A 21223-nucleotide genomic window follows, 5' to 3' on the forward strand; every position below is an offset into this window, starting at 1 on the left:
CCAGTGATCACTTCTGTGCTCGTCGCCAACCGGGGCGAGATCGCCTGCCGGGTCTTCCGCACCTGCCGTGAGTTGGGAATCCGGACGGTCGCCGTGTACTCGGACGCCGACGCGAACGCCCTCCACGCACGCGTGGCCGACACAGCGGTACGGCTGCCGGGGGCGGCGCCCTCCGACACGTATCTGCGCGGCGACCTGATCGTGAAGGCGGCGCGCGCGGCCGGCGCGGACGCCGTGCACCCCGGCTACGGCTTCCTCTCCGAGAACCCCGGCTTCGCCCGCGCGGTCCTCGACGCGGGACTCACCTGGATCGGGCCGGCCCCCGAGGCGATCGAGGCGATGGCGTCCAAGACGCGCGCCAAGGAGCTGATGGGCATCGAGCCGCTGCGCGAGGTCACCGAGGCGGACCTGCCGGTGCTGGTGAAGGCGGCCGCGGGCGGCGGTGGGCGCGGTATGCGCGTCGTACGGCGGCTCGCGGACCTGGACGCCGAACTCGGGGCCGCGCGTGCCGAAGCCCACAGCGCCTTCGGTGACGGCGAGGTGTTCGTCGAGCCCTACCTGGAGGACGGCCGCCACGTCGAGGTGCAGATCCTCGCCGACACCCACGGCACGGTGTGGGCGCTCGGCACCCGCGACTGCTCCCTCCAGCGGCGTCACCAGAAGGTGATCGAGGAGGCCCCGGCGCCCGGCCTGACCCGCGAACTCACCGACTCCCTCCACGAGATGGCCGTACGCGCCGCACGTGCCGTCGGCTACGTCGGCGCCGGAACCGTCGAGTTCCTCGTCGCCGGCGACACCGCGCACTTCCTCGAGATGAACACCCGCCTCCAGGTCGAACACCCCGTCACCGAGGCCGTGTACGGCGTCGACCTGGTCGCCCTCCAGATCCGGGTGGCCGAAGGCCACGCCCTCGAAAGCGAGCCCCCACGCGCGCGTGGCCACGCCGTCGAGGCCCGCCTCTACGCCGAGGACCCGGCCCGCGGCTGGGCCCCCCAGACCGGCACCCTGCACCGCCTCGCCGTCCCCGAAGGCGTCCGCCTGGACACCGGCTTCACCGACGGCGACGAGATCGGCGTCCACTACGACCCGATGCTCGCCAAGGTCGTCGCGCACGCCGCCACGCGCGGGGAGGCGATCCGCAGGCTGGCCGGTGCGCTGGCCGGCGCCGCCGTCCACGGCCCGCCCACCAACCGCGACCTCCTCGTCCGCTCCCTGCGGCACAAGGAGTTCACGGCCGCCCGTATGGACACCGGCTTCTACGACCGCCACCTCACCGAACTGGCCGAGCTCGCCCCCGACCCGCACGCGCCCCTCGCCGCGGCCCTGGCCGACGCCGGGACCCGCTCCCGCTTCGGCGGCTTCCGCAACGTCCCCTCCCAGCCCCAGACCAAGCGCTACGAGATGGCGGGGGAGGAGATCGAGGTCCGTTACCGCCACACACGCGCGGGCCTGGAGGCGGACGGGGTGCGCGTCGTACACGCCGACGCGCGTCTCGTCGTACTCGAAGCGGACGGCGTACGAAGGAACTTCGAGGTCACCCGCTACGGCGACGAGATCCACGTCAACACCACCCGCCTCACCGCACTGCCCCGCTTCCCCGCCCCGACGGCCCAGCACGCGCCGGGCTCGCTCCTGGCCCCCATGCCGGGAACGGTCGTCCGTGTCGCCGACGGCCTGACCGAGGGAACGTCCGTCGAGTCCGGTCAGCCCCTGCTGTGGCTGGAGGCGATGAAGATGGAACACAAGATCACAGCACCGGCCACAGGCACGCTGACGGCCCTGCACGCCATGCCCGGACAACAGGTGACGGTCGGCGCCCTACTGGCAGTGGTGCAGCCGACCCCATAGGCGCGCGGGGAACTGCGCGAGCAACCACCAACAATCCGCCGCCGGAAGGAGCCCCCATGCCCCCCGCTCTCGAATCCGAGGAACACAAGGCCCTCCGCGCCGCCGTCTCGGCCCTCGGCAAGCGCCACGGCCGCACCTTCGACCGTGAAGCCCTGTGGTCGGAGGCCGCGAAACTCGGCTATCTGGGTGTCAACCTTCCCGAGGAGTACGGAGGCGGAGGCGGGGGCGTCGCCGAACTCTCCATCGTCCTCGAAGAACTGGGCGCCGCAGGCTGCCCCCTGCTGATGATGATCGTCTCCCCGGCGATCTGCGGCACGGTGATCGCCCGCTTCGGCACGGACGAACAGAAACAGCAGTGGCTCCCCGGCCTCGCCGACGGCACCCGCACCATGGCCTTCGGCATCACCGAGCCCGACGCCGGCTCCAACAGCCACCGCATCACGACCACGGCCCGCCGCGACCCGGACTCCGGAGACTGGCTCCTCACCGGCCGCAAGGTCTTCATCTCCGGCGTCGACATAGCCGACGCGACCCTCATCGTCGGCCGCACCCAGGACGCCCGCACCGGCAACCTCAAGCCGTGCCTCTTCATCGTCCCGCGCGACACCGAAGGCTTCACGCGACGCCAGATCGACATGGAACTCGACGCCGCGGAGAAGCAGTTCGAGCTGACCCTCGACGACGTACGGCTCCCCGCCGACGCCCTCGTCGGCGACGAGGACGCGGGCCTCCTCCAGCTGTTCGCCGGCCTCAACCCCGAACGCGTCATGACGGCCGCCTTCGCGATCGGCATGGGCCGCTACGCCCTCGCCCGTGCCGTCGAGTACGCGCGCGAGCGGACCGTCTGGAAGGCCCCCATCGGCGCCCACCAGGCCATCGCGCACCCTCTCGCCCAGGCGCACATCGAGCTCGAACTGGCCCGCCTGATGATGCAGAAGGCGGCCCACCTGTACGACGCGGGGGACGACGTCGGCGCTGGTGAGGCCGCGAACATGGCCAAGTACGCGGCGGGGGAGGCCTGTGTGAAGGCGGTCGACCAGGCCGTGCACACCCTCGGCGGCAACGGCCTCACGCGCGAGTTCGGGCTCGCCTCGTTGATAACCGCGGCCCGCGTGTCTCGTATTGCTCCGGTGAGCCGGGAGATGATTCTCAACTACGTCTCCCACCAGACCCTTGGCCTGCCCAAGTCGTACTGACCGGTATTCGACCGGTGTCCGACCGGTATCGGACCGGCACCGTGTCGCGAGGAGGAACCGTGTTCCGCAGCGAGTACGCAGACGTCCCGGCCGTAGAACTCCCCATCCATGAAGCCGTACTGGGCCGGGCCGCCGAGTTCGGTGACGCACCCGCGCTCATCGACGGCACGGACGGCACCACCCTCACCTACGAACAGCTCGACCGCTTCCACCGGCGCGTCGCCGCCGCCCTCGCCGAGGCGGGCGTCCGCAAGGGCGACGTCCTCGCGCTGCACAGCCCCAACACGGTCGCCTTCCCGACCGCCTTCTACGCGGCCACGCGCGCGGGTGCCTCCGTCACGACCGTGCACCCGCTGGCCACCCCCGAGGAGTTCGCCAAGCAGCTGACGGACTCGGCGGCCCGCTGGATCGTCACCGTCTCACCGCTGCTGGAGGTGGCACGCCGGGCAGCCGAACTCGCGGGCGGCGTCCAGGAGATCTTCGTGTGCGACAGCGCGCCGGGACACCGCTCGCTCATCGACATGCTGGCCTCCGCCGCCCCCGAACCACAGGTCGACATCGACCCCGTCGCGGACGTCGCCGCCCTGCCGTACTCGTCGGGCACCACGGGCACCCCCAAGGGCGTGATGCTCACCCACCGCCAGATCGCCACCAACCTCGCCCAGCTGGAACCCACCATCCCGGCAGGCCCCGGCGACCGCATCCTGGCCGTGCTGCCCTTCTTCCACATATACGGCCTGACCGCACTGATGAACGCCCCCCTGAGGCTGGGCGCCACGGTCGTCGTCCTGCCCCGCTTCGACCTGGAGACCTTCCTCGCCGCCATCCAGAACCACCGCATCACCGGCCTGTACGTGGCCCCGCCGATCGTCCTGGCCCTCGCCAAGCACCCCCTGGTCGAGCGGTACGACCTCTCGTCCCTGAAGTACATCGTCAGTGCCGCCGCGCCCCTGGACGCGAAGCTCGCGGCCGCCTGCTCGCAGCGCCTCGGCCTGCCGCCGCTCGGCCAGGCGTACGGCATGACGGAACTGTCCCCCGGCACCCACGTCGTCCCGCTGGCCGCCATGCACGACGCGCCCGCCGGAACCGTCGGCAGGCTCATCCCCGGCACCGAGATGCGCGTCGTCTCCCTCGACGACCCCGACAAGGACCTCGGCACCGGCGAGTCCGGCGAGATCCTCATCCGCGGCCCCCAGGTCATGAAGGGCTACCTCGGCCGCCCCGACGCCACCGCCGCGATGATCGACGCAGACGGCTGGCTGCACACCGGCGACGTCGGCCATGTCGACGCCGAGGGCTGGCTGTTCGTCGTGGACCGCGTCAAGGAACTCATCAAGTACAAGGGCTTCCAGGTGGCCCCCGCCGAACTGGAGGCCCTCCTGCTCACCCACCCCGGCATCGCCGACGCCGCGGTCATCGGCGCCTACAACGACGACGGCAACGAGGTCCCGCACGCCTATGTGGTCCGCCAGCCCGCCGCCACCGGCCTCTCCGAAGGAGAGGTCATGATGTACGTCGCCGAACGCGTCGCCCCTTACAAACGCGTCCGCCAGGTCACCTTCATCGACGGCGTCCCGCGGGCCGCCTCCGGCAAGATCCTGCGCCGCGAACTGCGGGCACTGCGGGAGGACGCATGACGCTGGTCGGCCGCACGCGCGCGCGTGGCGTCGAAACCCTCACCCTCGACTCCCCGCACAACCGCAACGCCCTGTCGGCGGCGCTCGTGGGCGAGCTGACCGACGCGCTGACGGACTGCGGCAAGGACGCCGACGTACGCGCGATCGTCCTCACCCACACCGGCAACACGTTCTGCGCGGGCGCCGACCTGCGCGACCCCCCGCCCCCGGACGACCTGGTGGCGTTGCTCCGGCTGATCGTGGAACTGCGCAAGCCGGTCGTCGCCCGCGTCACCGGCCACGTCCGCGCGGGCGGCCTCGGCCTGCTCGCGGCCTGCGACATCTCGGCCGCGTCGGCACAGGCCACCTTCGCCTTCACGGAGGTGCACATCGGCGTAGCCCCGGCCGTGATCTCCCTCCCGCTGCTGCCCCGCACGGACGCCCGCGCCCTGGCCCGCTACTACCTCACCGGCGAACGCTTCACCGCCCCCGAGGCGGCCCGCATCGGCCTGCTCACGACCGAGGGTGACGACGTCGACGAGGCACTGGCCCCCCTCCTGGGCGGACTGCGCCGCGCCTCCCCCCAGGCCCTGGCCGAGACGAAGGCCCTGCTCACGGCTAAGGTGCTGGAAGCCTTCGACCGGGACGCGGCCGACCTGACCGCACTCTCGGCCCGGCTGTTCTCCTCCGCGCAGGCCCGCGAGGGGATGACGGCCTTCCTAGAAAGACGGGATCCGGAATGGGTGGTGTGAGCACAGTCGGCGACCGCGTGGACCGTACCGACCGCGTGCCCAAACAGGACCGCAGCCGCGCCACCCGGCAGCGGCTCCTGGAAGCCGCCGTGGCCTGTCTCGCCGAACACGGCTGGGCGGGCTCCACGGTCTCCGTCGTAGCCGAACGCGCCGGGGTCTCCCGAGGCGCCGCCCAGCACCACTTCCCGACCCGCGAGGACCTCTTCACCGCGGCGGTCGAGTACGTCGCCGAGGAACGCTCGACGGCCCTGCGCGCCCTGTTCCCGCAGGGCGCCGCGGGCGACCGGCGCGCGGTCGTCGCCGCCCTCGTCGACCTCTACACCGGCCCCCTGTTCCGCGCGGCCCTGCACCTGTGGGTGGCCGCCTCGAACGAGGAGCAGCTACGACCCCGGGTCACGGAGCTGGAGGCCCGCGTGGGCCGCGAGACCCATCGGATCGCGGTGGACCTGCTGGGCGCCGACGAGTCCGAGGCGGGCGTTCGGGAGACGGTCCAAGGACTCCTCGACATGGCCCGCGGGCTGGGCCTCGCCAACCTCCTCACCGACGACGCCGGTCGCCGGGAACGGGTGGTGGCGCAGTGGGCCCGGCTGCTGGACGAGGCGTTGGGCTGAGCAGGGGACAGTCAGTCGTCGCCCTCGCCGCTGTCGTCGCCGTCGTCGTCCTGCTGCACCGCGCGTTGCTGCTCCTGCTCCAGCCTCGCCCGCTCCTGCTCCCGCTTCTCGCGCTCCCGCCGCTCCTTCTCCTGCTTCTCGTCGTCCTGCCCTTCCTGACCGACGCTCGTCTCCACCGCGTCCGGGCTCGGGGAGGCGACCGGGGAGGGTGACGACTCCAGGGGGGACGCGGAGGCGGTCGCGGGTATGGGTGTGGGTGTGGAAGCGGACGGGCTCGGCGGGGCCTCCGATTTCGTGCCCTCCGCGCCGGTGTTGTCGGGAGAGAACCACAGCATGCCGATGAGCATCGCGGCCATGAAGAGCGCCGCTGCCGCTGCCGTGACCGCCACGCGGGTCCGGGACTGCGAGCTGGGCTTGGATCTCGATCCGGATCGGGGTCTGGCCCCGGGGCTGGTTCCGGGGCCGGCTCCGGGTCTTGTTCTGGTTCTGGATCCGGTTCTGGATCCTGCGGCGGACGCTGTCCCCTGGGCGGACGGCAGCATGTACGTAGTCGGGTTGCTGGTCTCACCCACCCGCTGCGATCCGGGGGCGGACGCCGCCGGAGCCGTCGCGTCGGGCAGTGGCTCGGGGCGCCCCTGCCAGGCGCCGTCGGCGAACCAGTCGGCGGCCCGCTGGGCGGCGGGCCGGTGCTCGGGCTCCTTGGCGAGCAGGCCGAGCAGGTAGCTCTCGAAGGCGGGCGGGAGGCCCGGGACGCCCAGCTCGCGGGGCGGCACGGGGACGGCGTCCAGATGCTGGTGCAGGATCGCCACCGCGGTGTCGGCCTGGAAGGGCGGGCGGCCGGTGAGGAGTTGGTAGAGCACACAGCCCAGCGCGTAGACGTCGGAGGCCGGGCCCGCCGGCTGCCCCAGGGCGCGCTCGGGGGCGAGGTACAGACTCGTGCCGACGATCTGGCCGGTGGCGGTCAGCGCGGCGCCGGGATCGTCGAGGAAGCGGGCGATCCCGAAGTCACCGATCTTGAGGGTGCCGTCGGCGTCCAGGAGCAGGTTGCCGGGCTTGATGTCCCGGTGGACGATGCCCTGCCGGTGCGCGGCGGCCAGTCCCGCGGCGGCCTGGGCGGCGATCCGGGCCACGCGTTCGGCGGGCAGCGCGCCGGACCGCACCAGCGTCGTGGCGAGGCTGTCGCCCCGGACGAGCTCCATCACCAGGAAGAGCCGGTTGTCGTACTCGCCGAAGTCCCGGACGCCCACCACGTTCGGATGGTCGATCCGCGCCGCCGTCTGCGCCTCCAGCCGGAACCGGGACGTGGCGGTGGGGTCGGAGTCCTGGGGCAGCAGCAGCTTGACGGCCACATCCCGGGCGAGCGACTCGTCGTAGGCCCGCCAGACCTCCCCCATCCCCCCGCGCCCGATCGGCTCGCTCAGCCGGTAGCGGCCCGCTATCAGCACCTGATCCCCATCCCTCATGCCGTGACGTCTCGATCGCCGCAGGCCGCAACTCACCACGTGGGGACGGGTGATGGTGGGATGCCGCAGCCGCCCCAGCATACTGGCGGAGTGGATCAGTCACGTTCCGTACGGCGTCGGCACCGGACAGCGTTCCGGCCGCCGCCGAGCGGCATCACGCGGAGCTGACCGGCTCCGCGTGATGACCGGCCCGCCGGAGGGGATCCGGGGATTCGTGGGCTGCCGGGGCTGGGTGAGGACTGGTGACGCTGGTGAAGGCCGGGGGATCAGTGCGCGATGTCGGCGTAGCCCTCGACCTCGCGCGGGTCGCGCGGGCCCGGGCCGATGTAGCGCGCGGAGGGGCGCACGAGCCGGCCGGTGCGCTTCTGCTCCAGGATGTGCGCCGACCAGCCCGCCGTACGGGCACAGGTGAACATGGACGTGAACATGTGCGCCGGGACCTCCGCGAAGTCCAGCATGATGGCGGCCCAGAACTCCACGTTGGTGGCCAGGACCCGGTCCGGGCGCCGGTTGTGCAGCTCCTCCAGGGCCGCCTTCTCCAGGGCCTCGGCGACCTCGAAGCGCGGGGCGCCCAGCTCGCGGGCGGTGCGGCGCAGGACCCGGGCGCGCGGGTCCTCGGCGCGGTAGACGCGGTGGCCGAAGCCCATGAGGCGTTCGCCCTTGTCGAGCGTCTGCTTCACATACGCCTCGGCGTCGCCGGTGCGCTCGATCTCCTCGATCATGTGCAGAACACGGGAGGGGGCGCCGCCGTGCAGCGGGCCGGACATGGCTCCCACGGCACCGGAGAGCGCCGCGGCCACGTCGGCGCCGGTGGAGGCGATGACGCGGGCCGTGAAGGTGGAGGCGTTCATGCCGTGCTCGGCGGCGGACGTCCAGTACGCGTCGACGGCGGCCACGTGCTTGGGGTCGGGCTCGCCGCGCCAGCGGATCATGAAGCGCTCGACGACGGACTGGGCCTTGTCGATCTCGCGCTGCGGAACCATGGGCAGGCCCTGGCCGCGCGCGGACTGGGCGACGTAGGAGAGGGCCATGACGGCGGCGCGGGCCAGGTCGTCCCGGGCCTGCTCCTCACCGATGTCCAGGAGGGGCTTCAGCCCCCACACCGGGGCCAGCATGGCGAGCGCGGACTGGACGTCGACGCGGATGTCGCCGGAGTGCACGGGAATCGGGAAGGGCTCGGCGGGCGGCAGACCGGGCCGGAAGGCGCCGTCCACGAGCAGTCCCCAGACGTTGCCGAACGAGACATGACCGACCAGATCCTCGATGTCGACGCCCCGGTACCGGAGTGCGCCGCCCTCCTTATCCGGTTCGGCGATCTCCGTCTCGAACGCGACGACTCCCTCGAGTCCGGGTACGAAGTCGGACATCAGGCGGCTCCTCGTGAGGTGTGCGACGGATGGGGTTGTGGGTGGAACGACCACACGTCGGTCGACAGAGATGGGCGTACGCCGGTGGTTCCACGGTCACGGACTCGGAATCCGGCCCTTGCCGGTCTCCGGGCCTCGGCGGACTCGCGGTCCGGGGCGTATCCGTGTGATGCCCCGTTCGGCCGACGGTCATCCAATCGAAACAACAACAGCACGATAACCCCGAGTGCCACCCTCCGGGAGGTCTTGCGGCACTCAGTGCCACCCCGTGACGAAGGACACCGTCCCGGACGGCGCCCGCCGCATACGGCAAGATGACGGCGTGACCGACCGAGACGCCGTCCCCCTCGACCCCGCCGCGATGCGCAAGCAGTACCGGGCCGAGGGCCTCGCCGAGAACGACCTGGCCGCCACTCCGGTGGAACAGTTCGCGCGCTGGTTCAAGCAGGCCGCGGCGGAGGCCCACCTCTTCGAGCCGAACGCGATGATCGTCTCCACCGCGGACGCCGAGGGCCGGCCCAGTTCCCGTACGGTCCTGCTGAAGCAGTTCGACGAGCAGGGCTTCGTCTTCTTCACCAACTACGGCTCCCGCAAGGCCCGCGACCTCGCCGAGAACCCGTACGTCGCCCTGCTCTTCCCCTGGCACGCGATGGCCCGCCAGGTCGTCGTCACGGGCGTGGCGCGGCGGACCGGGCGCGACGAGACCGCCGCGTACTTCCGCACCCGCCCGCACGGTTCCCAGCTGGGAGCCTGGGCCAGCGCCCAGTCCTCGGTCGTCGCCACCCGCGCCGACCTCGACGCCTCGTACGCCGAGCTGGCCGCGCGCTATCCCGAGGGCGAGCAGGTGCCGGTGCCGCCGCACTGGGGCGGCTTCCGGGTGGCGCCGCAGGCGGTGGAGTTCTGGCAGGGGCGGGAGAACCGGCTGCACGACCGGCTGCGGTACGTGGCGGAGCAGGACGGGAGCTGGCGGGTGGAGCGGCTCAGCCCGTGAGGGCGGCGCCGGCTCCGCGAACGCAGACGACCCGCGAACTCGGGTCCCTCCGCCGGGGCGGAGGAGCCGGCCGGACGTTACCGGCGAGCTCGCGGGTCGGGTGACTGCTGGGATTGGGCCGGCTGCACGCGTCTGTCACGTGCTGGTCCGGCACCGCACTGGGTGGGGTGACGGGCCGCTAGCCCGCAGCCACCTCACGCGTCCGGTATTCATACATCTGCCGAACCACCTCCCTTCTCGTGTACCGCACACCCTAAGAAGTGGCTCTGCCCCGATCAACCGCTTTTTTCGTGATGGACGTATCAGCACCCTCGCACCTAGCGTTCCGATCATGACGGAGCAGCATGTGGGGCGGGTCGCGATTCTCAGTGGTTCGACCTTCGAGGAGCAGATCGGGTACGCGCGTGCCGTGGTCGACGGGGACTGGGTGCATGTGTCGGGGACTACCGGGTTCGACTACGCGACGATGACGATCTCCGAGGACGTGGTGGAGCAGGCCGAGCAGTGTCTGCGGAATGTGGGGGCCGCGCTGGCGGAGGCGGGGGCCTCGTTCGCGGATGTGGTGCGGGTGCGGTACCTGCTGCCCGAGCGGGAGGACTTCGAGCCCTGCTGGCCCGTGTTGCGGCGTTACTTCGGGGAGGTGCGGCCGGCGGCGACGATGATGATGTGCGGGCTCGCGGATCCACGTATGAAGATCGAGATTGAGGTGTACGCGAGGAGGGGAAGCGGGTCTCATGTCTGATCTTCGGATCGTGCCGGTGGACGGTGACGTCATGCTTCGGGAGTGGCGGCACGTCCACAACGTGATCGTGCCGCCGGACGAGCTGAGCCTCGACGAGGTACGCGAGCGCGGTGGGCGGCATCAGCTGCGGAACGCGTATGCCGGGGACGCGCTCGTGGGCTGCTCGACCGTACGGCCGCCGGAGGGCGACGAGGGCGTGGCGACCGTCATCGCGCGCGTGCTGCCCGAGTACCGGGGCCGGGGGTTCGGGTCCGCGCTGTACGAGGACGGGCTCACGCACGCGCGCGTGCTTGGTGCGCGGGAGATCCGGACCGTGGTCCTGACCGCCAACGGGGACGGGCTCCGGTTCGCCGAGAAGCGGGGGTTTGTGGAGGTCGACCGGTATGTGGCGCCGGAGGACGAGAACGAGGTGTGGCTGACGTTGCGGTTGGCGGGCTACGAGGTCAGCGGGGCGTGATGGTGGGGCGGGGCGCGTGCGGCCGGTTTCCCGGGATTTCCGCCGTACAACGATTCCTTCAATCTTGTGGGAACTCGGTGTGTGCTGCGTCACGTTCCAGTTAGATGATTGCGAGTGAGCGCACCGACGCGTCGTACGTGCGGACGCAGCTTGGCAGGCTTGGCAGGGGGTCCAGGTGAGTGCTTCCCGGCGTAGTGGGACCACCGACGAGCTGGGGCCGGACGAACCCGAGCGGGACGGTCCGGAGGGTTCGGCGGGTGGTTCGGAGGGTTCCGCAGGCGGTTCTGATCTGCTGGCCGCACTGCTGGACGGGATGGACGCTGCCCTGTGCGCCTTCGACGCGGACGGGGTCGTCACCCATTGGAACCGTGAGGCGGAGCGGATCCTCGGGTGGAGTGCGACCGAGGCCGTGGGGCGGCGCGGGTTCGCCGGGTGGGCGGTGCGCGAGGCCGACGCCGAGGAGGTCGAGGCGCGGCTGATGTCCGCCATGGACGCTCCCGGGCGGCAGGTGCACGAGTTCGCGCTGCTGACCAAGGACGGCGGGCGGGTGCTCGTACGCACGCAGTCGGCGGCCGTACACGGTCCGGACGGGAAGCCGGCTGGGGTGTACTGCGCTTTCAGCGAGGTGCACGCGCAGATCGATCTGGAGAGGTCGATCGCGCTGAGCGAGGCGTTGTTCGAGGACGCGTCGTGGGGTGTGGTGCTCGTCGACGCGGATCTACGGCCGGCCGTGGTGAACGCTCACGCGGCCCGTGCGCTGGGTATCGGGCGCACGTCCGTGCTCGGGCGGCCGCTCGGGGATCTGCTCGCCCAAGGAGTCGAGGAGTTGGAGAGCGCGCTCACCCATGTGCTGGCGGAGGGTGCGCCGCCCGCGCCCGCCGAGATCTGGGTGAGTGTACGGACGCCGGAGGGCGAGCGGCGGCGGTGCTGGCGGTGCGGCTTCGTACGGCTGGCCTCGCCGCTCGCGGAGGAGCCGGTGCCGTTGGGGGTGGGCTGGCTCTTCCAGGACATGACCGAGGCCAAGCAGGCCGAGCAGGAGGCGGCCCTGCTGCGGTTCCGGGCCAATCAGCTGCATCGGGCGGCGCGGGCCGCCTCGGAGTGCGAGGACCCGGCGGACGCGGCGACCGTGCATCTGGACTTCGCGCTGGCCGGGTTCGCCGATCATGCGCTGATCGACCGGGTCGCGGGCGGGGCGGTAGCGGATCCGCATATGGACGAGGATGCGGAGCCCGCCGGGCCGGTACGGCTCGTCCGGGTCGCCGTGACTCCCTCCGGTGCGCCGGGGCCGAGTCTGCTCGGCGGGGAGGCCGGGTTGCCGGTGCGGTACGCCGAGGGGCATCCGGCGTTGCAGTGCGTGGCGCGGGCCGGGTCGGTGCGGGCCGACGCGGGCAGCATGTCGGCGGAGCAGGCGCGGGCGTGGGCGGCGGGGCGGCAGTGGCCCGCGGACGCGGTGCACGCACTGTGCGCGGTGCTGCGGAGCCGGGGGCGGACGCTGGGGGTCGTGACGTTTCTGCGGGGCGCGGGGCGGAGTGCGTTCGAGCGGAGCGACGCGGTGTACGCGGAGGATGTGGCGGTGCGGATCGCTTCCGCGCTGGATCTCGCGGGGGTGCTGGGCCCGGAGTAGCGCGGCTCCGGGCCGGGCGGCGCCTCCCGCCCTATCGGCGGTAGAAGATCCTGTCGCCGTACTGTTCGAACACCCGGTTGTTCCAGTCGAGGCCGCCGTCGACGTTGCCGGAGCGCAGGAGCGGGGGCTCGATGCCGCGGGCGGCCAGGGAGGCGGCCGCGGTGGCCGTGACGGCCTGGAGGAGGGCCGTCGTGACGACCGTGGAGGCGGGGGCGAAGGGGGCCGGGATCGTGTCGAGGGTGAGTTCCGCGTCGCCGATCGCGATCTTCGAGTCGAGGACGATGTCGCAGTGGTCCTTGAGGTAGGTGCCGGAGACATGGCGGGACTTCGTCTCCGAGGCGTACGCCACCGAGGTCACGCCGATGACCCGGACGCCGAGGGCGCGGGCGTTCATGGCCATCTCCACGGGGAGGGCGTTGCGGCCGGAGAGGGAGATGATCACCAAGGCGTCGCCGTCGCGGAGCGGGGAGCTGTCGAGCACCGCGCTCGCGAGGCCGTCGACGCGTTCGAGGGCGGAGCCGAGGGTGGCGGGCATGACGTCGACGCCTACGGCGCCGGGGACCGCGAGCAGGTTCATCAGAGCGAGGCCGCCGGCGCGGTAGACGAGGTCCTGGGCGGCGAGGGAGGAGTGGCCGGCGCCGAAGGCGAAGAGCCGGCCGCCGGAGGCGACGGTGTCGGCGAGCAGGGTGCCGGCTGCCTCGATGTTCTCGGCCTCCTCGGCACGGACCCGCTGGAGGAGGCCGATCGCGGCGTCGAAGAACTGGTCGGCCGGCTTGCTGTCGCTCATGCGGGGCCCTCCGGGGTGGCGGGGTGCTGGGGTGGGGGTGCGTTGCGGATCACCGTGCGGTCTGGACCAGTGTGGTGTCAATACGGGGGTGCCTGTGGCGGCCTGGTGCCGGTGCGCGGGGGTTCGCGGCTGTGTCTGCGGCGCCTGCGCGGGTTCGGTGGGGGTGCGCGTAGAGCCTGCGGGCGGCCCTCCGACACGTCCCCTCACCGCCGTACGCGGCTGCCGCGCCGTGGGGGCGATGGGCGCTGGGAAATCGCTGGTTTCGGCGGCGCGGCACGGTTGTCCGTGGTATCCGGCAGAATTGAGTACAGGGCCAGCGCACGCGCCGTGGAGCTGTCTCGCTTCCGGCTGAGCTAATCGCAGAGCTAATCGAGGGGCACGTATGTCCGGACTGATCGACACCACGGAGATGTATCTCCGCACCATCCTCGAGCTGGAGGAGGAAGGCGTGGTCCCCATGCGCGCCCGTATCGCCGAGCGGCTGGACCAGAGCGGGCCCACCGTCAGCCAGACGGTGGCGCGGATGGAGCGTGACGGGCTGGTGTCCGTGGCGTCCGACCGGCATCTGGAGCTCACCGACGAGGGGCGGCGCCTGGCCACCCGCGTCATGCGCAAGCACCGTCTCGCCGAGTGTCTGCTCGTCGACGTGATCGGGCTGGAGTGGGAGCAGGTGCACGCCGAGGCGTGTCGCTGGGAGCACGTCATGAGCGAGGCCGTGGAGCGGCGTGTGCTGGAGCTGCTGCGGCATCCGACCGAGTCGCCGTACGGCAACCCCATCCCGGGCCTCGAGGAGCTCGGCGAGAAGGACGGCGCCGATCCGTTCCTGGACGCGGGCATGGTCTCGCTGGCTGATCTGGACCCGGGGGTCGAGGGCAAGACGGTCGTGGTCCGGCGTATCGGCGAGCCGATCCAGACCGACGCGCAGCTGATGTACACGCTGCGGCGGGCCGGTGTGCAGCCCGGCTCGGTGGTGAGTGTGACCGAGTCGGCGGGTGGTGTGCTCGTGGGCAGTGGTGGTGAGGCGGCCGAGCTGGAGGCGGACGTCGCCTCGCATGTGTTCGTCGCGAAGCGCTGAGCCAACGGCCTTTCCTTTCGTGTAACTCCCGGCGGGCGAACGGGAGTTGTGGCGATCCGTCGATCTCGCCCATTCCAAGATCCAGTACGCCGAATCGCAGCGCTCCGCCGATTCGCGTGCCAGTCTGTCGCGTGAGGCATACGACCTGAGAGCTCTTGGCCGTGATGGACAGCGATGCGTCCGGCCGGGGAAGGGGCGGGCGGATGTGCCGTGGACATGGAGAGGGCCCCGGCGCCGTGTGGCGCCGGGGCCTGTCCTCCCCTGTGTTGACCCGGAGCCCCGAGCTCTCAGGGTCATTCCCCTCGGACCGGTTTCCCCGAGCGGTCCGCCTCCCGGTGAAGATCTCCCCTCGGCGGTGCCGATCAATCCTTGGGAGGGGTCACTCGAATGAGGGGTGTTGGCCGCGGAGACGGCATTTTCGAATAGGGGTTCGATAGTCTGCGGGTGACGGGTCAGGCGGAACGTGCGCTTCATGGGTGTGCGCATAAGATCACGTCAGACACACAGGACATACACATCGTGTGCGACGGCACCGCCGACGCCTGCACCGCAGGTGGCGAGCGGTGCTCGCACGAGCGACGGCAGATACGGCAGATACGGCAGGCAGGACACGGTTCACAGGACCGGCCGGCTCGAGCGGTCCGAGCGGAGCTAGGGGGGTGCCAGGACCAATGGCGCGGCGCATCGACGTGACCGGGAAGGGCGGGGTACGTCTCGCGGCCTGGGAGTTCGGCGACCCTCCCAAGACCGACCCCGCCAGGGAACCCGACGGCACGCCAGGCGTGCTGTTACTGCACGGCCTCATGGGCCGCGCCTCGCACTGGGCCTCCACCGCCCGCTGGCTCTCCGAGCGGCACCGCGCCGTCGCGCTGGACCAGCGTGGCCACGGCCGTAGCGACAAGCACTCGCAAGCCGCCTTCACGCGTGAGGCGTACGTCGACGACGCCGAGGCGGCCCTCGAACAGCTCGGTCTCGCCCCGGCCGTCCTCATCGGCCATGCCATGGGTGCGCTGACCGCGTGGCAGCTCGCCGCCAAGCGGCCCGACCTGGTGCACGGCGTGATCATCTGCGACATGCGCGCCTCCGCGCTCGGCTCGGCCTCGCAGCGGGAGTGGGCGGACTGGTTCAGGTCCTGGCCCGTTCCCTTCGCCACGCTTGCCGATGTGCGGAAGTGGTTCGGTGAGGACGACCCCTGGGTGGAGCGGCCGAACGCCGCGCGGGGCGAGTTCTACGCCGAGGTGATGCACGAGTGCGAGGACGGGTGGCGGCCGGTTTTCGACCCGGACCAGATGCTCGACTCGCGGAAGGCGTGGGTGTTCGACGCGCACTGGGAGGAGTTGGCGCAGGTCCGGTGTCCTGCGTTGGTCGTGCGCGGGCTTGACGGGGAGTTGGGGCGGGCCGAGGCGCAGGAGATGGTGCGGGTGCTGCCGCGCGGGCAGTACGCGGAGGTGGCCGACGCCGGTCATCTGGTGCACTACGACCAGCCGGAGGGGTGGCGCGCGGCGATCGAGCCCTTTCTGGATGTGGTGCGCTCCGCCGGGGATGCCGGGCGCCTGTGAACTCGGGGCCTTCTGGCTGATGGCGGCTGCGGGTGGGTCGTGGTCGCTCGTGCCCACGCGGCGGAGCCGCACATCGAGGCAGCCCCGCGCCCCTGACGGGGCGTTGCAGGCCCTCTGCACCAGCCAGATCCGTCAGCCCTTGCTCACCGCGGTGAGGATCTCCGGCAGGCGGGCCGCCGTGCGCGGCGCCGCCAGCCGTAGGCCCAGCCAGGTGGTCCCCGCGCCGTACGCCGCGCCCGCCGGCAGCAGTAGCCAGGTCCAGGCATCCCCGTCCTCGCTCACGTTCAGCCAGATCGTCAGCGCGATGACGGGGGCACAGAGCAGGGCCGCCGCGATCATGCCGCCGAAGATCGAGATCCAGGCCAGGCCCGTCTGACCCGGGGCCACGTTCTTGTAGCCCTCCTGCGGGATGGAGTACGGGAAGCGGGCCGACGTCCAGGCGCCCGTCGCCAGCATCGCGCCGAGGAGGGCGAAGGACAGGCCGAGCGCCTCGGGGAGCCTGGCCCAGTCGCCGAGGAGTGCCGTCGTCAGGACGGTGACGAGGGTGGCGTAGGGAAGAGTGATCAGCAGGAGCGCCAGGGCCCGGCCGCGCAGCTCCACATAGGCGTCCCGGGGAGAGGAGATGGTCAGGGCGACCATCCAGAACGCCGACGTGTCCTGCCCGAACTGGTTGTACATCTGGATGCCGAGCATCCCGGCCGCGAAGCAGGCGAAGTAGATCGAGCCGGTGCCCTGGAGGGCGTTGAACAGCGGCACGATCAGGCCGATGGCGAGCGAGGTCACCCAGGCCGCCTTGGTCTTCGGGTCGCGCCAGACGTAGCGCAGGCTGCGTTCCATGACGGTGCCGGTGCGGCCGGCCGGCAGGAGGCGGGTAAGGCCCGTCGGTTTGCGTTCGGGTATGGCCGCCTCGGTGACCGCCTGGAGCGTGGAGCCGTCGGGTGAGGTCATCAGCCGGGTGAGGTGGCGTGACCATACGGTGATCAGGGCCATCAACGCGGCCGCTGTGAGCGCGAGTTGGAGGAACCCGGTCCCGTACGAACCCTCGCTCACCGACCGCACCGCCCCGATCGCCGACGCCGGCGGCACCCACCGCAGCACGTCCGCCGCCGGATCGAGCTGGGCGAGCCCCGACGAACCCAGGCGCTGCGCCCCGAAGTTCACCACCTGCGCCCCGAGCGCGATGACCAGCCCGCTCAGCACCGCCAGATCGCGTCCCTTACGGCTGGTCAGCAGCCGGATGTTGGCGGTGGCGACGGCCCGGGCGAGCGCCACGCACACCAGCAGGGACAGGACGACGGCGACGACGCCGACGACGTAGGCCAACCCGCTGTGCGCGACCGCGATCACCGAACCGGTGAACAGGCACAGGGTGAACAGGGGGCCGATGCCGACCAGCGAGGCCGCGAGCAGGGCCCGTACCAGGGGCCGGGGGCGCAGCGGCAGCATCACCAGCCGGGTCGGGTCGAGAGTCTCGTCCCCGCCGGGGAAGAACAGCGGCATCACGGCCCAGCCGAGCGCGAGGACCGCGACCAGGAGGATGACCACGGAGCCGGCGTGCGCGGTCCCGCGCAGCATGATCAGCCCGAGGAGTTGCAGCGCGGCGAAGAGGAGCGCCACGACCGCCGAGGCGATGTAGGCGGCCCGCCGCCCACCGGACTGCCGCAGCCCGTTCCGCAGCAACGACAGCTTCAGCCGTACGACGACCTCGGTCACGCCCGTCACTTCGGTGCTCATCGGGCCCCGCCGCCCAGCCAGTCCAGGTCGGTCCCGGCGGCGCGGCCGTTCGCGCCGACGAGTTCGAGGAACGCCTGCTGCAGCGAGGCCGCGTCACCGCGTACCTCGGCGAGGGGGCCGTGGGCCCGGATGCGTCCGGCGGCCATGACCGCGACCCAGTCGCACAGCGACTCGACGAGTTCCATGACATGGGAGGAGAACACGACGGTCGCGCCGGAGGCGGTGTAGCGCTCCAGGACGCCGCGGATGGTCTGGGCGGAGACGGGGTCGACGCCCTCGAACGGCTCGTCCAGGAACAGCACTTCGGGGTTGTGCAGAAGCGCGGCCGCGAGCCCGATCTTCTTGCGCATACCGGTCGAGTAGTCGACGACCAGCTTGTGCTGCGCCCCCGCCAGATCGAGTACGTCCAGCAGCTGGGTGGCCCGCTTGTCGACCTCGGCGCCGGGCAGCCCGCGCAACCGCCCGGTGTACGCGAGGAGTTCCCGCCCGGAGAGCCGCTCGAAGAGCCGTAGCCCTTCGGGCAGCACCCCGATCCGCGCCTTCACCTCGACGGGGTCCCGCCAGACGTCGTGCCCGACGACTTCGACGGTCCCCTGATCGGGCCGCAGCAGCCCGGTCACCATGGAAAGAGTGGTCGTCTTCCCGGCCCCGTTGGGCCCAACCAGCCCGATGAACTTTCCAGCGGGCAACTCCAGATCAATCCCAGCAACAGCAACCTGCTGCCCGAACCGCTTCCAGAGCCCGCGCACACTTACGGCCGACGTCATGGAGTCAACCTAGAAGGGGCGCGGGGCTGTTTCCATATGCGGCTCCGCCGCGTGGGCGCGAGCGACCACGCACAACCCGCAGTCTCCAACCGGGATCAACCCGGCAGATGAGGAGGCGCTTTCAGCGATCCCGGCCGCAGGCATACGCGAGCGGCGAGATCAACTCCTCCGCATCCGGCAGCCACCGGTTCGCCGGCGTAGGCCGGCAGGCCCACTGCACAGCCCCCCGCGACCCGAACCGCGTCGGCGGCCCGGCGACCCACGCCCCCTCGCCGAGCGCGACGAGGTCCAGCGACCCGACCGACCACCCCAGCTTGCGCACCAGGTCGGGAACCTTCACCGACGCACCGGGCAACACGAAGAAGTGCATCCGACGATCCGGCGTCAACGTCACCGGCCCGAGCGTCAGCTCCATCCGCTCCATACGGGCCAGCGCGAGAAACCCGGCCGTCTCCGGGACGGAAATCGCGTCGAAGGTGCGCCCCGTCGGCAGCAGGATCGACGCGTTCGGCTGCTTCTGCCACATCCGGCGCGCGACCGTCGCGCTCCCGGTCGCCTGCGTCTCCCAGTCGGGGCGCGCGGGGTGCGCGCCGGGCGCGGGGCACGCGGTGTCGCCGCAGGAGCAGAGCTGCGCGCCCTCGACGGCCTCCAGCCAGGTCCCGGGGAACACGTCCCAGTGACGCTCCTCGGCATAGCGAACGGCGGTCTCCAGCAGCGTTTCGCCGCGCTGCTTCGGAATCTGTGCGGCTTCGGTGGCCGGGATCGTCTCTTCCACGCCCAACACAACTCCCGCACCCACCTCGGGTTACGGGCGTAGCGCGCGCGGGGGAGGAGCATTGATTCCTCATCTGGGGCGCATGGGTGCATGTGTGGGGGCGCGCGGGAGGATCCGTCGCCGGAGCTGGGTAGCCCACTGTGGGGTCGGCTTCCGCCTTTACCCCGGCAATCCTCGCAAGCCTCGCATTTTCGGTATGACGACGGGGCATTGATCTTCACGGCCGGAAATCCTGCGGTGCACAGCCAGTGCCCCCGCGCCGGACACCGGCGGTGAAGGACACGTCAACTCGGTGCGTGGGCAGGCACCGCAGCCACAGGGGGTACGCCATGGCCGCAAGGCCTCTCGTCGCGCGACAGCCGAACGAACGGCTGCAGGCGCTCATCCAGGAAGCGGGCTGCTCGAACGCCGGGCTGGCTCGCCGGGTCAACATGTGCGGCGCCGAGCACGGTCTCGATCTGCGCTACGACAAGACCTCCGTGGCCCGTTGGCTACGAGGACAGCAGCCGAGGGGGCGGGCGCCGGCGATCATCGCGGAGGCGCTCGGCCGCAAGCTGGGCCGTACGGTCACGATCGACGAGATCGGCATGGCCAACGGCAAGAACCTCGCGTCCGGCGTCGGTCTCCAGTTCTCGCCGACTGTACTGGGGGCCATTGAGCAGGTGTGCGAGCTGTGGCGCAGCGACGTGGGGCGCCGGGACTTCCTGTCCGGCTCGTCCGTCGCCGCGTCCGCGCTGGTCGAGCCCAGCCGCGACTGGTTGATCTCGTCGCCGGACTCGCAGGTGTCGCGCTCGGCCGGACCGCGCGTGGGGCAGTCCGACGTGGCGGCCGTGCGTGCGATGACGCAGGCACTCGTCGACCTTGATCACCAGTACGGCAGCGGGCATGTGCGCCCGGTCGTCGTGCACTACCTGAACAGCGTCGTCTCCGGGCTGCTGGCGGGGTCGTACCGGGAGGCGGTCGGTCGGGAACTCTTCGCCGCCGTCGCGCGGTTGACCGAGCTCGCCGGGTACATGGCCGTCGACACCGGCCAACCGGGACTCGCCCAGCGGTACTACATCCAGGCGCTCAGGCTGGCGCAGGCCGCGGGAGACCGGGGGTACGGCGGGTATGTACTGGCCGCCTCCATGAGCCATCTCGCCGCGCAGCTCGGAAACCCGCGGGAGATCGCGCAGTTGGCGCGGGCGGCGCAGGAGGGGGCGCGGGGGCGCGTGACCCCGCGCGCGGAGGCGATGTTCTATGCGGCGGAAGCGCGAGGGCATGCCTTGATGGGTGACGCGCGGGCCGCCCAGGTGGCCTCCGGACGGGCCGTGACCGCGCTGGAGACGGCGGATCCGGAGTCCGGGGACGACCCGACCTGGATCGCGCACTTCGACGAGGCGTATCTCGCCGACGAGTTGGCGCACTGCCACCGCGACCTCGGCCAGGCCGAGGCGGCGGCGCGGCGCGCGGAGGAATCGCTGGCCGGGCTCCCGGAGACGAAGGCGCGACGCCGGGCGATCGGCTATGTGCTGCTCGCCACAGCACAGGTGCAGCAGCGCGAGATCGAACAGGCCTGCCACACCGGACTGAAGGCCGTGGAACTCCTGGAGACCCTGCGTTCCAACCGGGGCGCCGAGTATCTGGACGACTTCCAGCAGCGGCTGGAGCCGTACCGGGACGAGCCGGTGGTAAGGGAGTTCGGGGCGCGGCTGGATGTCCAGGCAGCGGCGTGAAACCAAGGGGTACGAGGGCGTGAACGGCAGGGAAATGAAGGCGCCGGTGCGGAAAGGGGGGCGTATGTAGCGGATGGGGGGCCGGGATTGTTACGGCGGTCACAGCGATGCAGGTCACGTCTTGAGCTGCGTAGCACGCGGATC

Annotated in this window: 18 protein-coding genes; 12 read left to right on the forward strand and 6 right to left on the reverse strand. The window is 71.5% G+C overall.

What is annotated here, in order from left to right:
• Positions 1 to 3: 3 nt before the first annotated feature.
• The 5 genes from ADK36_RS30015 to ADK36_RS30035 are packed head-to-tail and all read left to right on the forward strand — an operon-like array spanning position 4 to position 6023.
• On the forward strand, positions 4 to 1848 hold the full coding sequence (locus ADK36_RS30015; protein ID WP_048581247.1) for an acetyl/propionyl/methylcrotonyl-CoA carboxylase subunit alpha: 1845 nt from the start codon (positions 4 to 6) through the stop codon (positions 1846 to 1848).
• A 56-nt stretch (positions 1849 to 1904) separates the two neighbouring features.
• Positions 1905 to 3044, forward strand: coding sequence for an acyl-CoA dehydrogenase family protein (locus ADK36_RS30020; protein WP_048581248.1), 1140 nt, complete (start codon positions 1905 to 1907; stop codon positions 3042 to 3044).
• 59 nt (positions 3045 to 3103) lie between these two features.
• Positions 3104 to 4681: a 4-coumarate--CoA ligase family protein gene (locus ADK36_RS30025; protein WP_048581249.1), complete on the forward strand. Its 1578-nt coding sequence runs from the start codon at positions 3104 to 3106 to the stop codon at positions 4679 to 4681.
• Positions 4678 to 5412 (forward strand): enoyl-CoA hydratase family protein, encoded by a 735-nt coding sequence (locus tag ADK36_RS30030; RefSeq protein WP_048581250.1) that lies wholly within the window; start codon positions 4678 to 4680, stop codon positions 5410 to 5412. The genes ADK36_RS30025 and ADK36_RS30030 overlap by 4 nt, the downstream gene beginning before the upstream one ends.
• Entirely contained in the window at positions 5400 to 6023 is a 624-nt protein-coding gene (locus ADK36_RS30035) for a TetR/AcrR family transcriptional regulator (protein ID WP_048581251.1), read from the forward strand. The genes ADK36_RS30030 and ADK36_RS30035 overlap by 13 nt, the downstream gene beginning before the upstream one ends.
• An 11-nt stretch (positions 6024 to 6034) precedes the next feature.
• Here the strand turns inward: ADK36_RS30035 and ADK36_RS30040 are convergent, their stop codons facing one another.
• Both ADK36_RS30040 and ADK36_RS30045 read right to left on the reverse strand, forming a co-directional pair.
• On the reverse strand, positions 6035 to 7486 hold the full coding sequence (locus ADK36_RS30040) for a serine/threonine-protein kinase (protein WP_078942747.1): 1452 nt from the start codon (positions 7484 to 7486) through the stop codon (positions 6035 to 6037).
• A 266-nt stretch (positions 7487 to 7752) separates the two neighbouring features.
• Positions 7753 to 8853 carry a citrate synthase 2 gene (locus ADK36_RS30045; RefSeq protein ID WP_048581253.1) on the reverse strand — a complete coding sequence of 367 codons (1101 nt, stop codon included), beginning with the start codon at positions 8851 to 8853 and terminating at the stop codon, positions 7753 to 7755.
• Between the two features lie 322 nt (positions 8854 to 9175).
• Here ADK36_RS30045 and pdxH point away from each other — a divergent pair, with 322 nt between their 5' ends.
• The 4 genes from pdxH (at position 9176) to ADK36_RS30065 (ending at position 12667) form a co-directional block, all read left to right on the forward strand.
• Positions 9176 to 9844: a pyridoxamine 5'-phosphate oxidase gene (gene pdxH / locus ADK36_RS30050; protein WP_048581340.1), complete on the forward strand. Its 669-nt coding sequence runs from the start codon at positions 9176 to 9178 to the stop codon at positions 9842 to 9844.
• Positions 9845 to 10175: 331 nt separating this feature from the next.
• Entirely contained in the window at positions 10176 to 10586 is a 411-nt protein-coding gene (locus ADK36_RS30055; protein WP_048581254.1) for a RidA family protein, read from the forward strand.
• Positions 10579 to 11043 (forward strand): GNAT family N-acetyltransferase, encoded by a 465-nt coding sequence (locus tag ADK36_RS30060; protein ID WP_048581255.1) that lies wholly within the window; start codon positions 10579 to 10581, stop codon positions 11041 to 11043. The genes ADK36_RS30055 and ADK36_RS30060 overlap by 8 nt, the downstream gene beginning before the upstream one ends.
• A gap of 175 nt (positions 11044 to 11218) precedes the next feature.
• Positions 11219 to 12667, forward strand: a complete 1449-nt coding sequence (locus ADK36_RS30065) for a PAS domain-containing protein (protein WP_048581256.1) — start codon at positions 11219 to 11221, stop codon at positions 12665 to 12667.
• Positions 12668 to 12698: 31 nt separating this feature from the next.
• Here ADK36_RS30065 and ADK36_RS30070 read toward each other — a convergent pair whose 3' ends face one another.
• Positions 12699 to 13454, reverse strand: a complete 756-nt coding sequence (locus ADK36_RS30070) for an SIS domain-containing protein (RefSeq protein WP_048581257.1) — start codon at positions 13452 to 13454, stop codon at positions 12699 to 12701.
• A gap of 382 nt (positions 13455 to 13836) precedes the next feature.
• Between ADK36_RS30070 and ADK36_RS30075 the strand changes: the two genes are divergently transcribed.
• Together ADK36_RS30075 and ADK36_RS30080 are read left to right on the forward strand one after the other, a co-directional pair.
• Positions 13837 to 14529: a metal-dependent transcriptional regulator gene (locus tag ADK36_RS30075; RefSeq protein WP_048581258.1), complete on the forward strand. Its 693-nt coding sequence runs from the start codon at positions 13837 to 13839 to the stop codon at positions 14527 to 14529.
• A gap of 671 nt (positions 14530 to 15200) precedes the next feature.
• Complete coding sequence (locus ADK36_RS30080) at positions 15201 to 16088, forward strand: alpha/beta fold hydrolase (RefSeq protein WP_048581259.1); 888 nt, start codon at positions 15201 to 15203, stop codon at positions 16086 to 16088.
• A gap of 132 nt (positions 16089 to 16220) precedes the next feature.
• Here the strand turns inward: ADK36_RS30080 and ADK36_RS30085 are convergent, their stop codons facing one another.
• The 3 genes from ADK36_RS30085 to ADK36_RS30095 form a co-directional block, all read right to left on the reverse strand.
• Positions 16221 to 17822, reverse strand: coding sequence for a hypothetical protein (locus ADK36_RS30085; protein ID WP_053199668.1), 1602 nt, complete (start codon positions 17820 to 17822; stop codon positions 16221 to 16223).
• Entirely contained in the window at positions 17819 to 18589 is a 771-nt protein-coding gene (locus tag ADK36_RS30090) for an ABC transporter ATP-binding protein (protein ID WP_048581261.1), read from the reverse strand. Before ADK36_RS30090 ends, ADK36_RS30085 begins: the two co-directional genes overlap by 4 nt.
• A gap of 121 nt (positions 18590 to 18710) precedes the next feature.
• On the reverse strand, positions 18711 to 19373 hold the full coding sequence (locus ADK36_RS30095) for a bifunctional DNA primase/polymerase (RefSeq protein ID WP_107083686.1): 663 nt from the start codon (positions 19371 to 19373) through the stop codon (positions 18711 to 18713).
• A 320-nt stretch (positions 19374 to 19693) separates the two neighbouring features.
• Here ADK36_RS30095 and ADK36_RS30100 point away from each other — a divergent pair, with 320 nt between their 5' ends.
• The gene (locus ADK36_RS30100) at positions 19694 to 21079 is read left to right on the forward strand and encodes a hypothetical protein (protein WP_048581262.1); all 1386 of its coding nucleotides are present in this window, start codon (positions 19694 to 19696) and stop codon (positions 21077 to 21079) included.
• The last annotated feature ends 144 nt before the right edge of the window (positions 21080 to 21223 follow it).

It is taken from the genome of Streptomyces viridochromogenes, from assembly GCF_001270495.1.
Lineage (GTDB): Bacteria > Actinomycetota > Actinomycetes > Streptomycetales > Streptomycetaceae > Streptomyces > Streptomyces viridochromogenes_A.